At 32.3% G+C, this 22,047-nt stretch carries 20 protein-coding genes and 1 riboswitch; of the genes, 19 read left to right on the forward strand and 1 reads right to left on the reverse strand.

The genetic code is table 11. The features are described 5' to 3' along the window. Positions 1-209 precede the first annotated feature (209 nt). The 3 genes from LQK79_RS18660 to LQK79_RS18670 are packed head-to-tail and all read left to right on the forward strand — an operon-like array spanning position 210 to position 2,082. Positions 210-533 (forward strand): PadR family transcriptional regulator, encoded by a 324-nt coding sequence (locus LQK79_RS18660; RefSeq protein WP_053242348.1) that lies wholly within the window; start codon positions 210-212, stop codon positions 531-533. Next, positions 526-1,098: an HAAS signaling domain-containing protein gene (locus tag LQK79_RS18665; RefSeq protein WP_053242349.1), complete on the forward strand. Its 573-nt coding sequence runs from the start codon at positions 526-528 to the stop codon at positions 1,096-1,098. Before LQK79_RS18660 ends, LQK79_RS18665 begins: the two co-directional genes overlap by 8 nt. 6 nt (positions 1,099-1,104) lie before the next feature. Beyond that, positions 1,105-2,082, forward strand: coding sequence for a DUF4097 family beta strand repeat-containing protein (locus tag LQK79_RS18670; RefSeq protein WP_053242350.1), 978 nt, complete (start codon positions 1,105-1,107; stop codon positions 2,080-2,082). Between the two features lie 28 nt (positions 2,083-2,110). On the opposite strand, the gene metH is transcribed toward LQK79_RS18670, so the two are convergent. Continuing rightward, the gene (gene metH / locus LQK79_RS18675) at positions 2,111-5,737 is read right to left on the reverse strand and encodes a methionine synthase (protein ID WP_231017469.1); all 3,627 of its coding nucleotides are present in this window, start codon (positions 5,735-5,737) and stop codon (positions 2,111-2,113) included. Positions 5,738-5,878: 141 nt separating this feature from the next. Continuing rightward, a riboswitch (SAM riboswitch) is annotated at positions 5,879-6,003 on the reverse strand. Positions 6,004-6,168: 165 nt separating this feature from the next. Between metH and LQK79_RS18680 the strand changes: the two genes are divergently transcribed. The 16 genes from LQK79_RS18680 to LQK79_RS18755 all read left to right on the forward strand — a co-directional run bounded on the left by LQK79_RS18680 (position 6,169) and on the right by LQK79_RS18755 (position 21,946). Further along, on the forward strand, positions 6,169-8,091 hold the full coding sequence (locus LQK79_RS18680) for a PrkA family serine protein kinase (protein WP_231017470.1): 1,923 nt from the start codon (positions 6,169-6,171) through the stop codon (positions 8,089-8,091). 4 nt (positions 8,092-8,095) lie between these two features. Beyond that, complete coding sequence (gene yhbH, locus LQK79_RS18685) at positions 8,096-9,280, forward strand: sporulation protein YhbH (RefSeq protein WP_231017473.1); 1,185 nt, start codon at positions 8,096-8,098, stop codon at positions 9,278-9,280. Then, positions 9,226-10,647, forward strand: coding sequence for a SpoVR family protein (locus tag LQK79_RS18690; protein WP_053242351.1), 1,422 nt, complete (start codon positions 9,226-9,228; stop codon positions 10,645-10,647). Before yhbH ends, LQK79_RS18690 begins: the two co-directional genes overlap by 55 nt. Before the next feature lie 239 nt (positions 10,648-10,886). Further along, entirely contained in the window at positions 10,887-11,276 is a 390-nt protein-coding gene (dhaM, locus tag LQK79_RS18695; protein ID WP_053242352.1) for a dihydroxyacetone kinase phosphoryl donor subunit DhaM, read from the forward strand. Positions 11,277-11,588: 312 nt separating this feature from the next. Then, a complete protein-coding gene (locus tag LQK79_RS18700) occupies positions 11,589-11,957 on the forward strand; it encodes a DUF2089 domain-containing protein (RefSeq protein WP_053242354.1) in 369 nt (122 codons plus the stop codon). A 16-nt stretch (positions 11,958-11,973) separates the two neighbouring features. Further along, complete coding sequence (locus LQK79_RS18705) at positions 11,974-12,357, forward strand: SHOCT-like domain-containing protein (RefSeq protein WP_053243322.1); 384 nt, start codon at positions 11,974-11,976, stop codon at positions 12,355-12,357. A gap of 11 nt (positions 12,358-12,368) precedes the next feature. Continuing rightward, positions 12,369-12,620: a hypothetical protein gene (locus LQK79_RS18710; protein WP_053242355.1), complete on the forward strand. Its 252-nt coding sequence runs from the start codon at positions 12,369-12,371 to the stop codon at positions 12,618-12,620. 11 nt (positions 12,621-12,631) lie between these two features. Continuing rightward, positions 12,632-13,918, forward strand: coding sequence for an MFS transporter (locus tag LQK79_RS18715; protein WP_053242356.1), 1,287 nt, complete (start codon positions 12,632-12,634; stop codon positions 13,916-13,918). A gap of 344 nt (positions 13,919-14,262) precedes the next feature. Then, on the forward strand, positions 14,263-15,018 hold the full coding sequence (locus tag LQK79_RS18720) for a LamB/YcsF family protein (protein WP_231017471.1): 756 nt from the start codon (positions 14,263-14,265) through the stop codon (positions 15,016-15,018). 132 nt (positions 15,019-15,150) lie between these two features. Further along, positions 15,151-16,386: an NRAMP family divalent metal transporter gene (locus LQK79_RS18725; RefSeq protein WP_053242358.1), complete on the forward strand. Its 1,236-nt coding sequence runs from the start codon at positions 15,151-15,153 to the stop codon at positions 16,384-16,386. A 17-nt stretch (positions 16,387-16,403) separates the two neighbouring features. Next, complete coding sequence (pxpB, locus tag LQK79_RS18730) at positions 16,404-17,135, forward strand: 5-oxoprolinase subunit PxpB (RefSeq protein WP_053242359.1); 732 nt, start codon at positions 16,404-16,406, stop codon at positions 17,133-17,135. Continuing rightward, on the forward strand, positions 17,132-18,124 hold the full coding sequence (locus LQK79_RS18735) for a 5-oxoprolinase subunit C family protein (protein WP_053242360.1): 993 nt from the start codon (positions 17,132-17,134) through the stop codon (positions 18,122-18,124). The genes pxpB and LQK79_RS18735 overlap by 4 nt, the downstream gene beginning before the upstream one ends. 25 nt (positions 18,125-18,149) lie before the next feature. Beyond that, positions 18,150-18,593, forward strand: a complete 444-nt coding sequence (gene accB, locus LQK79_RS18740) for an acetyl-CoA carboxylase biotin carboxyl carrier protein (RefSeq protein WP_053242361.1) — start codon at positions 18,150-18,152, stop codon at positions 18,591-18,593. Between the two features lie 17 nt (positions 18,594-18,610). Then, positions 18,611-19,954, forward strand: a complete 1,344-nt coding sequence (accC, locus tag LQK79_RS18745; protein ID WP_053242362.1) for an acetyl-CoA carboxylase biotin carboxylase subunit — start codon at positions 18,611-18,613, stop codon at positions 19,952-19,954. Between the two features lie 76 nt (positions 19,955-20,030). Next, positions 20,031-20,783, forward strand: a complete 753-nt coding sequence (locus LQK79_RS18750; protein WP_053242363.1) for an IclR family transcriptional regulator — start codon at positions 20,031-20,033, stop codon at positions 20,781-20,783. Between the two features lie 5 nt (positions 20,784-20,788). Beyond that, on the forward strand, positions 20,789-21,946 hold the full coding sequence (locus tag LQK79_RS18755) for an amidohydrolase (protein ID WP_231017472.1): 1,158 nt from the start codon (positions 20,789-20,791) through the stop codon (positions 21,944-21,946). Positions 21,947-22,047: the final 101 nt, after the last annotated feature.

The raw sequence follows: 22,047 nt of genomic DNA on the forward strand, positions 1-22,047 counted from the left end.
AGATTTTTAGGATTTATCGTCTTAGATTTATTAGCTTTATTTAATATCCCAAATCAATATCACCTCGCTAAATTCCAGTTTGTAAGGATAACCTGGATATTTATAATCTTTAAGTCGTCTGTAGTAAAAAGTATCACTTGGTATCTTGCATTATACACTACTAAGTGATATATTATAGTTGTACAAAATAAACAAGGAGAGTAATGATTATGAATACGCAGTTAAAAAAGGGAATCCTGGAACTTTGTGTACTCGCGGTATTGGATAAGAAAGATTGTTATGGATATGAGTTAGTAAATGAAATATCCAAGGACATAGAGATTTCAGATGGAACTATTTATCCTATTTTAAGAAGATTAAGCAAAGAAGGCTATTTTACAACATATTTGCAGGAGTCTACAGAAGGACCTCCTAGAAAGTATTATAGATTAACTGAACTTGGGAAGGAAACGAGAAAAAAGCTTACAGATGAATGGGAAAACTTTGTTGAGAAGGTTAATAATATTTTAAAGGAGGCTGATATTGATGAGTAAAAGGGAAGAATTTATGGATGCCTTGAGACATTATTTAAGCGATTTTGGTAATGATGAAAGGGAAGAAATTCTTTACGATTATGAAGAACATTTTAGAATTGGGATGGAAAGCGGTAAAACTGAAGATGAGCTTATAAAGGAACTTGGAAGTCCAAGGGACATAGCTGCTCAATATAGAAATACAGATGATAATAGTAAAGTTAATTCAAATCAGTCAGTTGGAGGATCTATAGGAATTTTTATTGCATTAGTATTTTTTAACCTTGTATTCATTTTAGGACCGTATCTTGGAATATTAGGGGCACTTATCGGAATGTGTTGTGGAGCCATTGGTGTTTTAGTAGCTGGAGTTGTTACAACTATTTGTACTATATTAAGACCAATATTTCCTGGACTTGTTAGTACGCCTAATGGTATCCCTGACATATCAATATTTTTTGTGGGTATAGGAACAACTGCGTTAGGAATTTTGTTTTGTATAGGAATGTTTTATCTTGTGAAGTTTTTTATGGGAATTACAGTTAAGTACGTTAAGTGGAATATAAAAACAATAAAGGGGGAGTAGGAGGTTATGGATTTTAAGAATAATTTTAATGTAAAAAAAGTTGTTTTGTGCTTGCTTGGAGTAATGTTAGTATCATATGGTATAGCAGCTTTAACATTTTTTTCTTTTGGGAATTTTTCATTTACTACTAATGATAAGCTTGGAGGGCATGGTCTTTTTCAGCTAGCTGGTAACAGTTATAATTATCACGCTAGTAAAAGTATGGATCTTGATGGAATAGATGAAATATCAATTGATTTTTATTCTGGCGATATAAAATTTAATAATGAAGGTACAAATAGTATTAAGGTAAAAGTAGATGGAGAAATAACTGCAAGTAATGCTTATACAGAACCAGAACTTAAATGCTATAAGGAAGGTAAAACTTTATATGTGGAATTAACTAAAAAACATATGGGTTTTTTCTTAAACTATAGCTCGGATATAGTTGCAAATATAAGTTTACCGACTTCATATAAAAATAGTCTAAAGGTAGTATCTTCAGCAGGAGATGTGAATATAAACGGATATGAGCTTAAAAACTTGGATTGTAAACTTAGTGCAGGTAAATTACAAATGAAAAATGTGTCAGCAACTACCTTCACATATAAGAATTCGGCTGGAAATTTAAATGCAGACAATTTAAAAACTAGGAGTTCAAATTTAAGGGCATCAGCAGGAAAAATTCAAATTACAAAGTTTACTGGTGATATAGAGGGATCAAACTCTGCAGGTAATACAGAGATTCAATACGATAAATTTAATAATAATGTTGATTTTTCAGCCTCTGCTGGACGAATAAAACTGACACTTCCTAAAGCTTCAGCATTCAAGTTAGATGCAGAAGCAAGTGCTGGAAGTATAAAAAGCGATTTTTCTAGTATAAATATAAATGGTGAATTCGGTGAAAAAACGGCAAAGGGAGAGGTAGGAAAAAGTAATAATATGATTCAATTAAAGGATAGTGCCGGTAGTATAGAAATAAACAATATTAAAAGCAATTAAGGAAAGCTAAAAATAGCTTTCCTTGATTTTATATTAAAGTATTAAATAGTTTTTCTAATTCTTTAATATCTTTTTGGCTTCTATCGGCATAATCTTCTAATTGATCTCTTCCAATTTTATTTATTGTAAAGTATTTAGCTTCTTTATTTGCAAAGTACAGTCCGCAAGTACTTGAAACTGGATCCATCATGTAACTTCCAGTTAAGTTAACTCCAATGTTTCCTTCTTCGTAAAGCAGCTGAAATAATTTTGCCTTTTCAGCATGATTATTGAGACAAGGATATCCAAAAGCAGGACGAATTCCTCTGTAAGCTCCTTTAAGCAAATCTGGAAGAGATAAGTTTTCTTCTGGTGCGTATCCAAAGTAAGACTTTCTAACTTCAAGGTGAAGTATCTCAGAAAAAGCTTCTGCAAGCCTATCGCATAATATTTTTACCATGGCAGCGCCGTATTCATCACCATTATTCTTTAATTGTTCAGAGTATTCCTTTGCACCAATACCAGTAGTTACAATAAATCCACCGATATAATCCTTTATTCCACTTTCTTTTGGAGCGATGTAATCTGAAAGTGATTTGAAATAATTGTCTTTCAATATTTGCTGCTGGCGAAGCATATTAAAGATTACAGTTTTTTGGTTATGATATACTTCAATGTCGTCACCAATTGAATTTGCAGGAAAGATTCCAAGGACACCATTTGCACTTATTATATTTTCATTTTCAAACAAATCTAACATTTTATTAGCATCATATAGAAGTTTTTTTGCTTCAGCTCCGTATTTTGGATCCTCTAATATTTTAGGATAAACCATTTTCATATCCCAAGCTGTAAAGAAAAAAGTCCAATCTATATATTTTCTAAGTTCCTTTAAAGGAAAATTTATAATCTTTTTTATACCAATGAAGTTTGGAGTTTTAATTTCAGTTTTTTTCCAATCAATATTAAATTTATTTTTTCTTGCCTTTTCTAAAGTTATAAGGTTTGCTTTGTGCTCAGAAAATGTTTTGCGTATATCATCATATTCTTTGTGAATTTTAGTTATATAGTTTTCACTTTTAGAACTCATAAGGTTTTTAGTAACCTCTACTGCATTGGAAGCATCTGTACTATAAATTACTTTTTCATATTTAGTTGCGATTTTTAAAGCTGTATGAGTTTTTGAAGTTGCTGCGCCGCCAACTATAAGAGGAATATTTAAGCCTTGACGTTTCATTTCTTCTGCAACATGACTCATTTCATTTAGGGACGGTGTTATTAAACCACTCAAGGCTATTATATCTGCTTTTTCCTTTATGGCAGTTTCAAGTATAGTTTCGCATGGTACCATGACACCAAGGTCTATAACCTCAAAATTGTTGCAGGAAAGCACTACAGAAACTATATTTTTTCCTATGTCATGGACATCACCTTTTACAGTTGCAAATACAATTTTTCCCGCACTGGTGCTGCTGCCTTTTTCAGCGTTTATATATGGAAGTAAGCATTCAACTGCTTTTTTCATAACTCTAGCGCTTTTAACAACCTGAGGTAAAAACATTTTTCCTTCACCAAATAGCGCTCCAACCTTTTTCATTCCATCCATTAGAGGGCCTTCTATAATCTCTAAAGCACTTTTGTATTCTTTTCTTGCATCTTCTATATCTTCAGCTATAAATTCTACATTTCCTTTAACTAAAGCATGGCTTAGTCTTTCACTGGAATTTTTAGATCTCCATACATCTTCAGTTTTATTTTTAGTTTTTTCCGAACTTTTGTAATCTTGGGCAAATTCGAGGAGTTCTTCAGAGGCATTATGTTTTTTATTTAGTATTACAGCTTCAACTTTAGATAAAAGCTCTTTGTCTATATCATCATAAAGATCAATCATTCCAGGGTTTACTATTCCCATGTCCATTCCTGCATTTATCGCGTGATATAGGAAAACTGAGTGCATAGCTTTTCTTATTACATTATTTCCTCTAAAAGAAAAGGAAAGATTGCTTACGCCTCCGCTTACTTTTGCATAAGGTAAATTTTCTTTTATCCATTTTACAGCTTTTATATAATTTACAGCGTAGTTATCATGGTCTTCTATTCCTGTTGCAATAGCTAAGATATTAGGATCAAAAATAATATTTTCTGATGGAAAGTTTATTTTTTTAGTTAGGAGTTCATAAGCTCTTTTGCAAATTTCTATTTTTCTTTCAAAGGTCTCGGCTTGACCATTTTCGTCAAACGCCATAACTACAACACCAGCGCCAAAGTTTTTAATTATTTTTGCTTCCTCTAAAAATCTTTTTTCTCCAACCTTAAGACTTATAGAGTTTACAATTGCTTTACCTTGAATTGATTTAAGACCAGTTTCCAAAACCTCAAAATTGGAGGAATCTATCATTACTGGAACCTTTGAAATTTCAGGGTCACTTGCAATGAGACGTAAAAATGTTTCCATCTCAACCGTAGCATCTAAAAGAGCATCATCAAAATTTACATCTATTATCTGAGCCCCATTTTCAACTTGATGTTTTGCTACAGATAAGGCTTCCTCATAATTCTTCTCCCTTATAAGCCTTGCAAATTTTGCTGAACCTGCTACATTTGTTCTTTCACCTACATTTACAAAGTTACTTTCCTTGTTTATTCTTACAGCTTCAAGACCGCAGTAAATTGTTTCTGGTTCTAATTTAGGAATTTTTCTTGGTTTTATGCCATCAACAGCATTACTTATGGCTTTAATGTGATTAGGGGTGGTACCACAGCAGCCTCCAACAATATTGATGTTTCCGTCTAGTGCAAGCCTTTTAACAAGAGAAGCTGTTTGTTCTGGAAGTTCTTCATATTCTCCAAGTGAATTTGGAAGCCCAGCATTTGGATAAAAAGATATATATTTATCTTGAGTATCAGAAAGTTGCTTTATAAAAGGTACGAGTTCTTTTGCACCAAAGGAACAGTTAAGGCCTATGGCAATCACATGCTCATTTTTCATGCTTTCTGCAAAAGCTTCAAGTGTTTGACCAGAAAGAATTCTTCCACTTTTATCCGCTACAGTTCCAGATATTATAATAGGAAGGACACGAGATTTTTTTTCAAATACGCTTTCGGCAGCCAATATAGCGGCTCTTGCATTTAAAGCATCGAATATAGTTTCTATAAGAAGTAAATCTACACCACCGTCTATAAGACCTTCAATTTGTTCGCTGTATGCTAAAACAAGATCATCAAAATTTACATTTCTAAAACCGGGATTTTCAACGTCTGGTGACATGGATAAGGTTCTGTTTGTAGGACCAATAGAACCAGCTGCAAAACGAGGTTTTCCTGGAGTTTTTTTAGTGAAGGCATCAACAGCTTCCTTTGCAAGTTTAGCTCCAGTAAAATTGATTTCGTATATTTTACCTTCCATGTTGTAATCACTTTGAGATATTCTGTTTCCATTGAAAGTATTGGTTTCAATGATGTCAGCCCCAGCTTCAAGGTATTTATTGTGAATAGCTTTTATTACCTCTGGATTTGTAAGATTTAAAATGTCGTTGTTGCCCTTTTGATTTATATGGCAGTGAAGAGATCCGCAAAAGTCATGTTCATTAAGGTTAAAGCCTTGAATACACGTTCCCATAGCACCATCAAGCACAAGAATTTTCTTGTTTAGTAAGTCTACTATATTTGAATTCATTTATTAGCCCCCTTTATATCAGTTCACAATACACAATTCACAGTGCGCGGTTTTGAATAATTTTTTGTTTTGACAGAAAATCTTAAATCCTCACATAACAAAAAACCCGAGAAAAATCTCGAGTAATTACTCTAAGGATTATTCTCATCTATCAGCCTATAAGTATAAAACTTACCTAGCTGCTGGAATTAGCACCATATACTACATGTATAAGTACTGGTTGCCGGGCTTCGAAGGGCCAGTCCCTCAGCCTCTCTTGATAAGATTGTAATTAAAATTTTACTTTATTATATTAGTTAAGATTGTAAATGTCAATAAAATTTTATTTTTGTAAAGTTTATGAATATAAATATGAAAAAAAAAATATATATTTTGTATGAAGATTATATTTTATGGCTTGTAATTTTAAATTGCCATTAGGAGGTGCGTTTATGGATTTTAAAGAGATAATAAAGAATGATAGGGAAAACTCAAATAAGATTAAATTTGAAGGTACATTTCTTGAATATCTTGATATAGTTAAAAAAAATCCCGATGTTTGTAAGCTTGCACATAAAAGGATATATGACATTATAAAGGAAAAAGGATTTGAAGTATTAAAACCAGAAGAAAATCCAAGGACAAGAAAAATATATGGGAACGAACCTATAAAGAAATACAACTTTTTTAAAGATGACTTTTTTGGAATAGATAAAGTTATAATGAAACTTGTAAATTATTTCAATGCTTCCTCAATGAAAGGGGAAGAGGCAAGGCAGGTACTTTATCTTGTTGGACCTGTTGGAGCAGGAAAATCATCATTAGTTGAAGCTATAAAAAAAGCACTTGAAGCTTCGCAGCCTGTTTACAGTCTTAAAGGATGTCCTATGAGAGAAGAACCGCTGCATCTTATACCTAAGCATTTAAGGGGAGAATTTGAAAAAGAACTTGGTATAGAAATAGAAGGAGATTTGTGTCCTGTTTGTAAGTATAGACTTACACATGACTATAAGGGTGAATACGAAAAATTTCCAATTACAACCAGTGGCTTTTCAATAAGATCAAGAAAAGGTATTGGTGTAGTTCCACCAGTAGATCCTAACAATCAGGATACTTCAATTTTAACTGGTTCCATAGATATATCAAAAATGGATTTATATTCAGAGGACGATCCAAGGATATTCTCCTTAAATGGAGCTTTCAACGTTGGAAATAGGGGTATGGTAGAGTTTATAGAAGTATTTAAGAATGATGTTGAATATCTTCACACAATAATAACTGCTACTCAGGAAAAATCTATACCATCGCCAGGAAAAGGTGCAATGATATATTTTGATGGGCTTATTATAGCTCACTCAAATGAGGCAGAATGGAATAAGTTTAAATCTGATCATACAAATGAAGCTATACTTGATAGAATAGTAAAAATTGAAGTTCCGTATTGTCTTGAACTTAATGAAGAAATAAAAATTTATGAAAAGATACTTAAAAAGAGTAATTTTACAGCGCATATAGCTCCTCATACTTTGAGCACAGCAGCTATGTTTGCAATACTTTCAAGACTTAAGCCTTCCTCTAAAGTTGATATTATAACAAAGCTTAAAATATATAATGGTGAAGACATAGTAGAAAATGGAACAACTAAGAAGGTTGATATAAATGAACTTAGAGAAGAAGCTGGAATAATGGAAGGAATGAATGGAATATCTACAAGATTTATAGTAAAAGCAATAGATAATGCACTTTCTAGTTCTGAATATGACTGCATAAATCCTTTAAGCATAATGGAGAGTATTATAAAATCTGTAAAGGAACTTGATATATCCGAAGATGAAAGAAAGAAATATCTTGGATTTGTTCAAAATGTAATAAGAAAAGAATATAATAAGGTACTTGAAAAAGAAATAACAAAAGCATTTATACAAAGTTACAGAGAGCAGGCAGAAACTTTGTTTAATAATTATCTTGATAATGCAGAAGCATTCGTAAATAAGAATAAAATAAAGGATAAGTCCACAGGTGAAGAACTTAATCCAGATGAAAAGTTCATGCGTTCTATAGAAGAGCAAATTGGAATTTCAGAAAGTTCTGCAAAAGGATTTAGAATGGATGTAACTTCCTATATGTTTTATGTTGTAAGAAATGGTGGAAATATAGCATATGATGCATATGAACCTCTTAAAGAAGCCATAGAAAAGAAGCTCACGGCATCTGTAAAAGACCTTTCAAGGATTATAACTAAATCTAGAGTTAGAGATAAAGAACAAAATGAAAAATACGATTCAATGGTTGAAGAAATGAAAAGAAATGGATATTGTGATTCCTGCTGTGATGTAATTTTAAAGTATGCAGCCAATAATTTGTGGAAGGATTGATGGTATGGCAATATTTAGAGATTACAATATCAATCCAACGGATCATGATAGAACCATAGGAGATAGAAGAAGGCATAGAGAGCTTGTTGAGAAAGCTATTAAGGAAAACTTGGCTGATATTTTATCAGAAGAAAGTATCATAGGCGAAGGTGCAAACAAAAAAATTAAGATACCAATAAGAGGACTTAAAGAATATGAATTTATATATGGAAAAAATTCTCCAGCGGTAGGCAGTGGAGATGGAAGTGAAAAAAAAGGAGACAGTCTTGGAAAAGAAAGAGTAAAAGCTGGTAAGGGAAAAGGTGGAGCAGGTAACGAAGAAGGAGAAGACATATATGAAACGGAAGTTACCATAGAAGATGTAATAAACTACTTAATTGAAGATATTAATTTGCCTAATCTTGATAAGAAAAAGTATTCCGAAATAGTTACAGAAAGCTCGAAGAAAATGGCAGGTTATCAAAAGTATGGCATAAGGCCAAGACTTGCAAAAAAGAAAACTGTAGTTGAAAAATTAAAGAGAGAGCAGGGGAGGAAAAGAGCCATACGTGAGGCGGAATTAGATGAGAGCAAGGAGAAGGATAGATTTCCATTTAGAGAAGAGGATTTAAGGTATCACAGAATAAAAGAAAAACCTAAAAAGGAATGTAATGCGGCTATAATGTGTATTATGGATTGTTCTGGTTCAATGGATACAACAAAAAAATATCTTGCCCGTTCCTTCTTTTTTATATTGTCAAGATTTATAAGACTTAAATATGTAAGTGTTGAAATAACTTTTATATCTCATTCTACAGTTGGGCATGAAGTAAATGAAAATGATTTTTTTCATAAGGTAGAGTCTGGAGGAACGTATATATCAAGCGGGATAAATAAGGCACTTCAAATAATAGAAGAAAGATATAATACAGAGCTTTGGAATATATATGGTTTTTATGTAAGCGATGGTGACAATTTTACAGAGGATGATGAAAGGGCTTTAAAAGCTTTTAATGATCTTTGTAATGTATGTAACATGGTAGGTTATGCTGAAATTTTACCATATACCTATTCTGGAACTATGAAATATAAACTTGATTCAAATATGAATAAAAATAATTTTATATCTTCAACAATAAAAAATAAAGAAGATTTATGGCCAGTATTAAAAGCAATGCTTATAAAGGATTTGAAGGAGGGAGAGTCATAGAAAATTATACTTTGAAGGATTTAGAACAGTGGAATGAAAAGATTGAGAAAAAAGTACAAGAGGAAGGGCTTGATTATTATGAACAAGAATTTGAAATTGTAAGTTATAATGATATGCTTTCTTATGAAACTTATACTGGAATGCCGTCAAGGTATCCACATTGGAGCTTTGGAAAAGCATATGAAAAACAAAAGACACTGTATAATTATGACCTTGTTGGACTTCCTTACGAAATGGTAATAAACTCAGATCCGTGCCTTGCATATTTAATGAAGGAAAACACACTTTTACTTCAAATATTAACGATGGCACATGTTTATGGTCATAATGATTTTTTTAAAAACAATAGGCTTTTTGCTATGGGGACTGATGCTAGTTATACCATACAAATGTTTAAAAATGATGCTGATATAATAAGGGGATATATAAATGATCCATCTATAGGAAATGCTAGAGTAGAACATATTTTAGATGCAGCTCATGCGATAAGATATCAAACCTCAAGGGTAGTAGGAGTTAAAAGGTTATCTGATAGCCAAATTAAAAGGAATATTATAAATGATTTTAATAAAAAAATTGAAAATAGAAACCAATATGAACCTATAAGAGAAGCTAAAGAACCTGATCTAAATAAAATTCCTATTGAACCAGAAGATGATGTTGTTTATTTTATTCAAAATCATGCTCATCTTGAAGAGTGGGAAAGAAATATAATAGAAATTGTGAGGAAAGAAACTTTTTATTTTATACCGCAAATTGAAACTAAAATAATGAACGAAGGATGGGCAAGTTTTTGGCATTATACCATATTAAATGAACTTGATCTTCCGACAGGGCTTCATCTTGAATTTATAAAGAGGCATAATGATGTAATTGCTCCACTTTTTGGTTCGTTAAATCCATACTATCTTGGATTTATGCTTTTGAAGGATATTGAAAGGAGATATGGAAGAGATAAAATTTTTGAAGTAAGAAAAATTGAAAGAGATGAATCATTTATAAGAAGATATCTTACAAGAGAAATATGTGAAGAACTAAATTTGTTTCAATATTCAAATAAAAATGGTGAATATACTATCGATGATGTAGCTGACGAAGATGGGTGGATGAACATAAGAAATTCAATTTGCAATTCCTGCGGCATGAATAATATACCACTTATACGTGTGATAGATATGTCACTTAAAGACAATACTCTTACCTTGCAACATGTTTATGATGGAAGAGAACTGAATTTAAATTATGCCGAATCTACACTTAAATATATGGTTGATTTATGGAAAGGTAAAGTAATACTTTTAACAAAAGTTAATGGAAAAGAATATAGAATAACTTGTGATGAGACTAAAAGAATTTTTGAAGTATAATTCTTATGCGAGAAAAATTTCAAATCAATAAGTTTATGGATGCCAGGAAATCATTTTTAAAATTGTTTTCTGGCATTTTCTATAATTGTATAATAGTTGAAAACGTAGATGAATTTTATTACACATAATGATATAATTGACATGTGCATAATTGTAAAACAATTATTGAAGGTTTATAAGGGGTTGAAAATTTATATAGAAGGTGACTGGTTAGGAAAAAGTTGGGAGTGTGGTTTATTGTGGTAGGAATAGTAGTAGTTTCGCACAGTTTTGATCTTGCTAAGGACATAAAAAAGCTATGTAAGGAGATAGCCTCTAATGCACATATAGCAGCAGCGGGTGGTACAGAGGACGGTAGGTTTGGAACAGATGTAAAGAGAATTATTGACGCTATAAATGAAGTATATTCTGAAGACGGAGTAATAATAATTTTTGACATGGGAAGTGCATATAATAGCGCAGAAATGGCAGTTGATTGTATTGATGAATGTAAAAAGGATAAGATTGAAATTATTGACACGGCATTTGTTGAAGGATCGCTTACAGCAGCGGTGGAAGCTGGAATAGGAAAAAATATAGACGAGATTAAGAGAATCTTAAATACTATGTGCTTAAATAAGATGCCGTGAATAAAATTAAAATTACAGCTCCACACTGTGTACACAATTATAATGTGTCTGGATTTAGTTTAACTAATACTGAACTATATAATTTGATTTATTTTAATTATATAGTTCAGTATTTTTTTATAAGCTTTTGCTTTATAACACAGCTTTTTATAAATATTATTTTATTGATAAAGTTAATACTTATGTTAAAAATGTTAATATTGACATTAATTTTATCAATATAAATATAAATATTGATAAATAATTTTAATATAATACTTGAAAATGTTTAATGGCAGTGTTATATTATATTCATAGGAAGGAAGTGATAACTTGGCCTACAAAATTTTAAATAAATGCCCAGTTTGTGGAGGAAAACTTAATATAACAAAACTTGAATGCAGTAAATGCAAAACTGTAATTGAAAATAAATTTGAATTATCAACTAGATTTGAATATCTTACAAGTGACCAGCTAAATTTCGTTGGTGCGTTCCTTAAAAATAGAGGGAATATAAAAGATGTTGAAAAAGAACTTGGAATATCGTATCCAACGGTTAGGGCAAAATTGGATGAGGTTTTAACTGCTCTTGGGTATAATGTTGCTCCTTCCACTTCAAATGTGGATAAAAAGAAAGTTATTGATATGCTTGATAAAGGAGAGATAACTCCTGACGAAGCAATTAAAATGTTAAATGAATAAAATGGAGGAGTTTATTATGAATGAAGAAATATCAAAAATTTTAAAAATGGTTGAAGAAGGAAAAATAACTGCGGATAAAGCACAGGAGCTTATAGAAGCTATAGGTGATAAAAAAACAAGTACCAGCGTTCAGTTAGCTCAAGATGATGACATTATAAATAAAACACTTAAAATAAGAGTTAATTCGCATGAAGGTGATGTAGTAAATGTAAATTTACCAATTAAGTTTATAAAAACTGTGCTAAAAACCTTCGGGAAAATTCCTATAAATACTGATGTTAAGGGGATGGAAAATATTGATTTAAACCTTATAGCAGAAGCGATTGACAATGGGATTTCTGGAAAAATAGTAGATGTAAATAGTGCTGATGGAGATATTGTGGAAGTAACTATTGAATAGGAGTGAGGCATATGCGTGTATATGTTAAAACAAATGGAAGAAGATTTTTTGTGCCAGTTCCATTATGTCTTGCAAATTTAGGTATATCATTGATACAGGCTCCATTTATACAGAAATATATACCTGAAAAGGATAGAAAGTATATGGATATGATTGATTATAGAGCATTAAGAAAATCTATTAATATTTTAAGACATTACAGAGGCTTAAGACTTGTGGAAGTGAAAGCTAAGGACGGAACAGAGGTTACAATAACAATCTAAGGAGATATGGTATGAAGAATAAAAGAAATTTTATATTATATTTGGCGGGAAGATTTATATCGTATATAGGTACAGGCGTGCAGCAAATAGCACTTCCGCTTTTTATACTTGATTTGACGCATTCAGGAGCACTCATGGGAGTGTTTTCTGCACTTAATCTACTGCCAAATCTTATAACATCACCTTTTGCAGGTATATTAGGAGATAGAAAAGATAGAAGAAAGATAATGATTGCATCTGACTTTGGAAGAGGAATTTTAATATGCGTACTTGGATTTTTAGCTTTTGGTGGAAAGATTAATATATATATTCTGTTTGGATGTCAAATTTTTATATCGATTATGGATAGTATATTTAATTCAGCTTCAAGTGCAATTATAGGGGAATTGCTTGATGAAAATGAACTTATGAAGGCAATGTCTGCAAGAGGAGGCCTCGATGCATTTTCTATGGTAATAGGGCCTGCACTTGGTGGTATTATTTATGGTTTTTTTGGTATAAAAGTAGTTTTTCTAATAAATGGCTTATCTTTTATAATATCAGGAATAATGTCTGCGCTCATAATATATGTATGTAAAAATCACAAGCAAGAAAAAATGACCATATCATTATTCTTTAATGAAAATGGAGAAGTGCTTACCTTTATAAAAGGAGATAAAGGACTAATGCAGTTATTTATCTTTGCAATGATATCAAATTTACTTGTAGCTCCATTTGTGGATATAATTATGCCATATGTGATTAAAAAAGCTATTGGTTTTACATCACAGCAGTATGGTTATATTATGGCGACATTTACTGTCGGAATGTTAATTGGAAATATAGCATTAGGTATATTTTCTAAAAAATTAAAAACAAAACTTGTCATGAATTTAGGATTGATTGTAGAAGCAGTGATGTTTTTGACTTTAGCCATAGCTGTTTTCCCAAGTGAAGTTAAATTGCTTGGAGGTCATTCTTGGATATTATTTGCCTTTCTTGCTTTCATATGTTTGATAATTGGAATTTTTAATGCTTGTGTCAATACGCCAATAGGAGCAAATCTTCAAAAAATGGTTCCAAATGATATGCGTTCAAGGTTCTTCTCACTTCTAGGAATATTTTCGCAAGGAGCGGTTCCTTTGGGTTCAATGGTATATGGAATTTTGCTTGATAAGTTTCAATATTATTATATTTTAATTGTGGTGGTAATATTAAATGCTGTGGTTACTGGAAGGTTTATTATTAGAGCAGTTGATGAAGTTTATGAACCCAAAGTAGACGAAGGAACAGTATTTCAAGGTATTAAAGAAAATTAATAAATCTAAGAGACAAATTTTTTGATTTCATGTTTGGAAAAATAAGAAAGCTAAAGGTTCGTAGAGGTAACAAGTAAAATTATTAAGGGGTGCTTTATTTATTAGGGCATCCTATTTTTGATAGCTTTTATGTAATTTTATATGGTAAATAAAATATACACAATGATAACTGCATTTATTAATTAATTTATCAAAAAATAACTATTATATTTGATAAATTATTGACATTGCATTTTGCAAAAAGTATAATAACATTATAAATCTATAAAATGGAACTTGAGTTCCGAAAAACGGAATGAACTAACTTGTGCAAAAATGTATGTTATATTTGGGGGGAAAAACAAATGTATAGTATTGATTTAAATAGTGATTTAGGTGAAAGCTTTGGAATATATAAAATTGGACTAGATGAAGAAGTATTGAAGTATGTTACATCTGTTAATATAGCCTGTGGTTTTCATGCGGGAGATCCTTCCGTGATGCATAAAACAGTGGAAATGGCAATTTTGAATAAGGTGGCAATTGGAGCACATCCCGGGCTTCAAGATCTAATTGGTTTTGGAAGACGAAACATTGTAATTTCACCAAAGGAAGCATATGACATAATGGTATATCAAATAGGTGCTTTGTATGGTTTTGTTAAGTCTGAGGGAGGAACAATGCACCATGTAAAACCGCATGGTGCTCTATATAATATGGCTGCAAAAGATAAAGATTTAGCAGAGGCAGTGGCAGAAGCAGTATACAAGGTTGATTCTGAGTTGATTTTGTATGGACTTTCAGGAAGTGAACTAGTAAAGGCTGGAGAAAAGATAGGTATTAAGACTGCAAGTGAAGTATTTGCAGATAGAACTTACCAAATTGATGGAACGCTTACTCCAAGAAGGCAAATTGATGCAATGGTGACAAATAAAGATGAAGCAGTGTTAAGAGTAGAAAAGATGATTAAAAATAAAAAGGTTATGTGTCAGCAAGGCAAAGAAATAGATATAAAAGCGGATACTGTATGTATTCATGGAGATAGTTCAAATGCTCTTGCATTTGCTAGTAAAATAAATGAACATCTTAGGAAATCTGGAATTTTGATTAAAGCGTTTTGAAGCTGCTATCTTCACTGTACTCCCTACTCTCTACTCTGATTTACAAATCAAGTTTGTCAGGATAAACTTGGAGTTTATAATTTTTAAGTTCCAAGTTGTTCATATATATCTATAAATAAGGGGGCTTTTAAATTGGAAGAATTAAAGGATGTAAGAAATAATGAAGATAAGGTGGTAGGCATAAAAAAACCTAATTGGAGTTTGCTTCTAGGAGCGGCATTTTTGATGGCTACTTCTGCAATTGGACCTGGATTTTTAACTCAAACTACGGTATTTACTCAAAGCTTGGGGGCTAGCTTTGGATTTGTAATTTTGATATCAATATTATTGGATATTGGAGCACAGCTTAATGTTTGGAGAATAATATGTGTTTCAGGAAAAAGAGGACAGGAAATTGCTAATATTATTTTGCCTGGACTAGGCTACTTGGTTTCTTTTTTAATAGTATTTGGAGGAATTGCATTTAATATAGGCAATATTGCGGGAGCAGGCCTTGGAATGAATGTACTTTTTGGAATTTCAACAAAAACAGGTGCTGTTATTAGTGCCGTTGTTGCTGTTTCAATATTTTTATATAAAGAAGCTGGAAAAGCTATGGATATGTTTGCAAAGATATTTGGTGGGATAATGGTTCTTTTGACTATCTATGTTGCCTTTTCATCCAACCCACCTGTAGGGCAGGCGGTTGTAAAAACTTTCATTCCTGATAAAATAAACATACTTGCTATAGTTACTTTAGTTGGTGGTTCTGTTGGAGGATATATAACCTTCTCTGGAGGGCATCGACTCGTTGATGCTGGCTTAAAGGGTAAAGGTGCAGTAAAAGAGGCTACTAAAAGTTCAATTTCAGGCATTTTAGTTACATCAATTATGCGTATAGTATTATTTTTAGCTGCATTTGGCATTGTTGCAAAGGGACTTAAATTGGATGCTGCAAATCCAGCTGCATCAGTATTTAAATTGTCAGTTGGAAACATAGGTTATAAAATTTTTGGTATAGTAATGTGGTCGGCAGCAACAACTTCAGTAATTGGAGCTGCGTATACTTCTGTATCCTTTCTTAAATCCTTTAGTACAAAAATAGATAAATATTATAAGTGGATTATAATAGGTTTTATTGTACTTTCAACTATGGTATTTGTATTAGTAGGACAGCCTGTAAAGGTACTTCTTCTTGCAGGGGCCTTAAATGGTCTTATATTGCCAATATCATTGGGGTCTATTCTTATAGGAGCACACAATAAAAAGGTTGTTGGAGAATACAAGCATCCTAAATGGATGACGGCTTTTGGAGGAGTAGTAGTTGTAATCATGGCAGGTTTGGGAATATATACTTTAATAAATCAACTGCCTTCACTATTTAAGTAGCATATAGAGGTGAAGAAATGAATAAAGATGGAATCAATGCGAAAATGTTTGCTATTAGTGAAACTTCCATTCTAGTGGAGTTTGGAAATGAAATAAATAAATATATACAAAGAAAAGTAAAAGCTTTTGCAGATTATCTCGATAAAAATCCAATTAAAGGGATGATTGAGTATATACCTGCCTTTACAAGTGTAACAGTAAATTATGACCCTATGGAAGTTAAAAATTCATATAAAAAACATGATAAGTTTGCTTATAAAATAGTAGAAGATGAAATTAGTGAAATTTTAAATAATATAGTTGTGGTGTCAGATGATAATTGTAGAATTGTGAAGATACCAGTTTGCTATGGAGGAAAACTTGGACCAGATTTAGATTATGTAGCTTCTTACAATAAAATTTCTATAGAAGAGGTAATTAAAATTCATTCAGAAGGTGAGTATTTAGTATATATGATAGGTTTTGCACCTGGTTTTCCATATTTGGGAGGTATGTCAGAAGAAATATCTACGCCAAGAAGAAAATCACCTCGTACCGCAATACCAAAAGGTTCAGTTGGTATTGCGGGTATGCAGACAGGAGTTTATCCAATAAGTACACCTGGAGGATGGCAGCTTATTGGAAGAACCCCTTTGGAACTTTTTAGACCAAAAGATAATCCTCCAAGTCTTCTTAGAGCAGGAGATGTAGTTAAATTTGTGCCAATTTCCTATGAAGAATATAGAGCATATGAGGAGGGAGAAATTTGAGCATTACAGTTTTGAAACCAGGACTACTTACTAACATTCAAGATTTAGGCAGAACAGGTTATCAGAAGCATGGAATTATAGTTAGTGGCGCTATGGATTCATATTCTCTCCGAATTGCTAATATTTTAGTTGGAAATGAAGAAAATGAAGCAGCAATCGAAATTACACTTCTTGGACCTTCTTTAATTATTGAAGAAGGAACTCTTATTTCTATAACTGGTGCAAATCTATCACCTACAATTGATGGTAAGGCAGTTCCTATGTATAGGCCTATCTATCTGCGAAAAAAGAGTATTCTAAAATTTGGACGATGTAAGTCTGGATGCCGTGCATATTTAGCAGTAGCTGGTGGATATAAGATTCCTAAGGTTATGGAGAGCAAAAGTACATATATTCGTGCTGGTATTGGAGGCTTTAAAGGAAGAGCCTTAAAAAAGAATGATGTTATTGAGCTTAATTTACGGAGCGGTTTATCGAAAAAGATTGAAGCTTACTTAAGTTCAAAGAATTTGGGCAGTGCTTTTACTTATCCAAGCTGGTTTTTAGAGAGGAAAAACTGTGATTCTGATGACTTTATACGAGTTATTCATGAAAGACAATTTAATGAATTTACCTGGGAGAGCCAAGAAAACTTTTTTAATAATAAATTTGGCATTAGCACCCAATCAGATAGAATGGGATATAGATTAGGCGGAAATGAATTAAAATTAAAAAGTCAGCTGGAGATGATTTCAGAGCCAGTTTCTTTTGGAACAATCCAAGTGCCACCAGATGGAAATCCAATTATATTACTTGCAGATAGACAAACTACAGGTGGATACCCTAAAATTGCTAAAGTTGCAGATGTGGATATACACAAAGTTGTTCAAAAGAAGCCAGGAGAGTTTTTGAAATTTAAGGAGATTTCTCTGGAAGCTGCAGAAAGGCTTTATATTGAAAGAGAAAGGTATATTAAAAATCTTAAGGTAGCAGTTAGTTTGAAAATATAGAAAGTGTTTTAAGGGAGTGAAATTGTTGCTGAAATTAGAAGATATAAAAGAAATTATTAAAATGGTAGATGAATCTTCACTGGAAAGTTTTAAGCTTGAACAAGATGGCACTAAAATTGTTATTTCGAAGGGGAACGGCAGAGCACAAAAAAGAATACATACTAATTTAAAATTAGAAGATGATGATTTTGTTCAAGATAAAACTGACTTAAAGGAGGAAGAAGACGAAAACTACAGCATAAAATCACCAATGATAGGAAACTTTTATTTAAGTGAGAAGCCTGGAGAGGAGCCGTTTGTTAAGAGTGGTCAAAAAGTAAATCAGGACACAGTAGTCTGCATTATTGAAACTATGAAGATATACAACGAAGTTGAAGCAGGAGTTAATGGTGAGATTATAGAGGTTCTAGTTCAAGATGGTGATTTTGTAGAATACGGACAACCACTATTTAAAGTTAAAAAAGCTTAAAGGAAGGAGGAGTTTTATTGAAAAAAATACTTATTGCTAACAGAGGGGAGATTGCAGTTAGAATCATAAGAGCCTGCAGGGAAATGGGAATTAATACTGTAGCTATTTATTCAAAAGGTGCAGATGAAGAAGCACTGCATGTAAAAATGGCAGATGAGGCTTACTGCATAGGTGCTGCGCCATCAAAGGAAAGTTACTTAAATATTGCTAATATAATAAGTGCAGCAGAGCATGCAAAAGTAGATGCTATACATCCAGGATATGGTTTCCTTTCTGAAAATGCTGATTTTGCTAGAATATGTGAAGAAAGTGGATTCATTTATGTGGGACCAGTTTCTGAGGCTATAAGAAAAATGGGAGATAAGGCTGAGGCTAAAGAAACTATGAAAGATGCTGGAGTTCCTACTGTTCCTGGTACCGATGGAGCTATTAATGACGAAAAGACAGCTGCTGAGGTTGCGAAGAAAATAGGTTATCCAGTTATAGTAAAAGCATCTGCCGGTGGTGGTGGAAAGGGCATGAGAGTTGCAAGAGATGAAGAGGAGTTAAAAAGCTCCATTCGTAAAGCTGAAAAAGAAGCTGAAGTTTCGTTTGGAAATTCTGAAGTATATTTAGAAAAATATCTTGAAAATACTAGACATATTGAAATTCAAATAATGGGAGATAAACATGGAAATGCTGTATATTTAGGAGAGAGAGATTGTTCAATCCAAAGGCGTCATCAGAAGCTTTTAGAAGAGTCACCATCTCCAGCATTAAGTCAGAAGCTGCGTGAGAAAATGGGTAAAGCTGCAGTAGCGGCTGCAAAGGCTGTTAATTACAGCAGTGCTGGAACTATTGAGTTTCTTTTAGATAAATCTGGTGAATTTTATTTTATGGAGATGAATACAAGAATACAGGTTGAACATCCAGTGACAGAATTAGTAACAGGTATTGATCTCATTAAGGAGCAAATTAATGTAGCTTTTGGAAATGAAATTTCTTTTACCCAGGAAGATGTAAAAATAAATGGTTGTGCTGTAGAGTGCCGTATTAATGCTGAAAATGCATTTAAAAACTTTATGCCTTGTCCAGGAAAAATAAAAAAGTATTTTCCACCGGGAGGATTTGGTATAAGAGTAGATAGCGCAGCTTACTCAGGTTATAAAATAACCCCATTTTATGATTCAATGATTGCTAAAGTTATTGCATGGGGAAGGAATAGAGAAGAAGCCATTGAAAGAATGAAAAGAGCTCTTGATGAATTTGAAATAGAAGGTATAGATACAACTATTCCATTTCATAAAAGATTGCTAGAAAATCAGGCATTTATAACTGGAAAATTCAATACTAATTTTCTAGAAAAAAATAAAATTATATGATAAGTTGTTTTTATTGATTTTTATTGTATAAAGATGTAATATTTATAGTAAAAAACAGTTATGAGGGTATTAGTGTATGCAAGATAAGAATAAAACAGTTGTAAAATCAATGGATATTTTGAAGCTTTTTAGAGAAAATCCTAAGCTTAATTTAAATGAAATAGTAGAATTATCTGGAATACCCAAAACTTCTGTTTATCGTATGCTTGGTTCATTAGAGCAAATGGAATTTTTAAAAAAAGATGATTACGGTAAATATGAGCTTGGGCTTATATTTATGGAATTTGGACAGTTAGTAAAGGAAAGAATGGACATAAGAAAAATTGCACTACCTACTATGTATTTTTTAAGGGATGAAGTTAATGAAGCTGTAAATCTTATTATAAAAGAAGGTAATGAGGCAATATACATTGAAAAATTAGATACCCTTCAACCTGTTAGAGTTTACACTAAAATAGGGCGAAGAGCACCACTATATGGAGGAGCATGCCCAAGAATAATTTTAGCATATCTTCCAGAGGTAGAACGTGAAAAATACATTGATGAAGTTGAGTTAGTTGCATTTGGATTTGGTACTATAACAGATAAAAATAATTTGCGTGAAGTATTAAAAAAGGACAGACAAAATGGATATTCTGTAAGTCATTCTGAGCTTCAAGATTATTCCTCTGCTGTTGCTGCTCCAATTTTTGATTCATCAAACAATATTGTGGCAAGTATTAGCCTTGTAGGACCAAGTATGAGATTTCAAGAAGAGCACTTAGCAAAGCTAATAGATGCAGTTAAAATAGGGGCAAAAGAAATATCTTTAAAATTAGGTTGGAGATGATACATATGTTACTTGTGAAAAATGGTAAAATTCTTACAATGACAGGTAGAAATTATGAAAAAGGATGTGTACTTGTAGATAATGGTAAGATAGTACAAGTTGCTGAAAAAATTGGGGAAACTTCTGATATGGAAGTGATAGATGCCGAGGGATGCATTGTAATGCCTGGTATTATTGAGGCACATTGTCATATTGGTATTCATGAAGAAGATAAAGGCTTTGAAGGAGCAGATGGAAATGAAACAACAGATCCAGTTACACCATATCTTAGAGCACTTGATGCTGTAAATCCAATGGATACAGCCTTTGATGATGCTGTGAAAGCTGGAATTACAAGTGTTATGACTGGTCCCGGAAGTGCTAATGTAATTGGTGGACAATTTGTGTTTATGAAAACTAGTGGAAAATGCATTGATGATATGGTTGTTAAAGAACCTTCTGCTATGAAAATTGCTTTTGGAGAAAATCCAAAAAGAGTATACAATTCAAAGGGGAAAATGCCATCCACAAGAATGGCTACAGCTGCACTTTTGAGAGAAGCTTTAACAAAGGCTAAAGCTTATAAAGCTAAAAAGGAAAAAGCTATTAAAGCTGGTGAATTATTTGAAGAGGATTTTAAATTAGAATCTCTTATTCCTGTGCTTGAAAGAAAAATACCTCTTAAAGCGCATGCTCATAGGGCAGATGACATTTTAACAGCTATTAGAATTGCAAAAGAGTTTAATGTAAGGATGACACTTGATCACTGTAGTGAAGGACAATTTATAGCTGATAAAATAAAGCAAACAGGTTTTCCAGCAATTATTGGTCCAACCCTTACAGCAAGATCAAAAATAGAAGTTCAAAATAAAACCTTTAAAACACCAGGAATACTTGCAAAAGCAGGAATCAAAGTGGCCATAACAACAGATCATCCTGTAGTACCAGTACAGTATCTTCCTATATGTGCAGGTTTTGCTGCAAAAGAAGGGCTTGGAATTGAAGAAGCCTACAAAGCTATGACTATAAATTCAGCTGAAATCTGTGGGGTTGATGACAGAGTTGGAAGTTTGGAGGTAGGTAAAGATGCTGATATAGCTATTTTTACAGGAAATCCAATGGAAGTATTTACAGAAACGAAGTACACAATTATTAATGGAAAAGTAGTATACAGTGCGAAGTAACAATGCTTCGTAGCGTTAAAAAAGGGGGCTGTCGCACTAAATATATTAAGTCATAATTTATAAAAATTGTGAAGCAATAACTAATTTTTTTCGCCTAAAAA

This window comes from Clostridium guangxiense (assembly GCF_021043395.1).
GTDB classification, from domain to species: domain Bacteria; phylum Bacillota; class Clostridia; order Clostridiales; family Clostridiaceae; genus Clostridium_S; species Clostridium_S guangxiense.

Bases quoted from the DNA above. Each gene is read 5' to 3' on its own strand.
- LQK79_RS18660 (WP_053242348.1), top strand. From the start codon at position 210: ATGAATACGCAGTTAAAAAAGGGAATCCTGGAACTTTGTGTACTCGCG.
- LQK79_RS18665 (WP_053242349.1), top strand. From the start codon at position 526: ATGAGTAAAAGGGAAGAATTTATGGATGCCTTGAGACATTATTTAAGC.
- LQK79_RS18670 (WP_053242350.1), top strand. From the start codon at position 1,105: ATGGATTTTAAGAATAATTTTAATGTAAAAAAAGTTGTTTTGTGCTTG.
- metH (WP_231017469.1), bottom strand. From the start codon at position 5,737: ATGAATTCAAATATAGTAGACTTACTAAACAAGAAAATTCTTGTGCTT.
- LQK79_RS18680 (WP_231017470.1), top strand. From the start codon at position 6,169: ATGGATTTTAAAGAGATAATAAAGAATGATAGGGAAAACTCAAATAAG.
- yhbH (WP_231017473.1), top strand. From the start codon at position 8,096: ATGGCAATATTTAGAGATTACAATATCAATCCAACGGATCATGATAGA.
- LQK79_RS18690 (WP_053242351.1), top strand. From the start codon at position 9,226: ATGGCCAGTATTAAAAGCAATGCTTATAAAGGATTTGAAGGAGGGAGA.
- LQK79_RS18705 (WP_053243322.1), top strand. From the start codon at position 11,974: ATGAATGAAGAAATATCAAAAATTTTAAAAATGGTTGAAGAAGGAAAA.
- LQK79_RS18710 (WP_053242355.1), top strand. From the start codon at position 12,369: ATGCGTGTATATGTTAAAACAAATGGAAGAAGATTTTTTGTGCCAGTT.
- LQK79_RS18715 (WP_053242356.1), top strand. From the start codon at position 12,632: ATGAAGAATAAAAGAAATTTTATATTATATTTGGCGGGAAGATTTATA.
- LQK79_RS18720 (WP_231017471.1), top strand. From the start codon at position 14,263: ATGTATAGTATTGATTTAAATAGTGATTTAGGTGAAAGCTTTGGAATA.
- pxpB (WP_053242359.1), top strand. From the start codon at position 16,404: ATGAATAAAGATGGAATCAATGCGAAAATGTTTGCTATTAGTGAAACT.
- LQK79_RS18750 (WP_053242363.1), top strand. From the start codon at position 20,031: ATGCAAGATAAGAATAAAACAGTTGTAAAATCAATGGATATTTTGAAG.
- LQK79_RS18755 (WP_231017472.1), top strand. From the start codon at position 20,789: ATGTTACTTGTGAAAAATGGTAAAATTCTTACAATGACAGGTAGAAAT.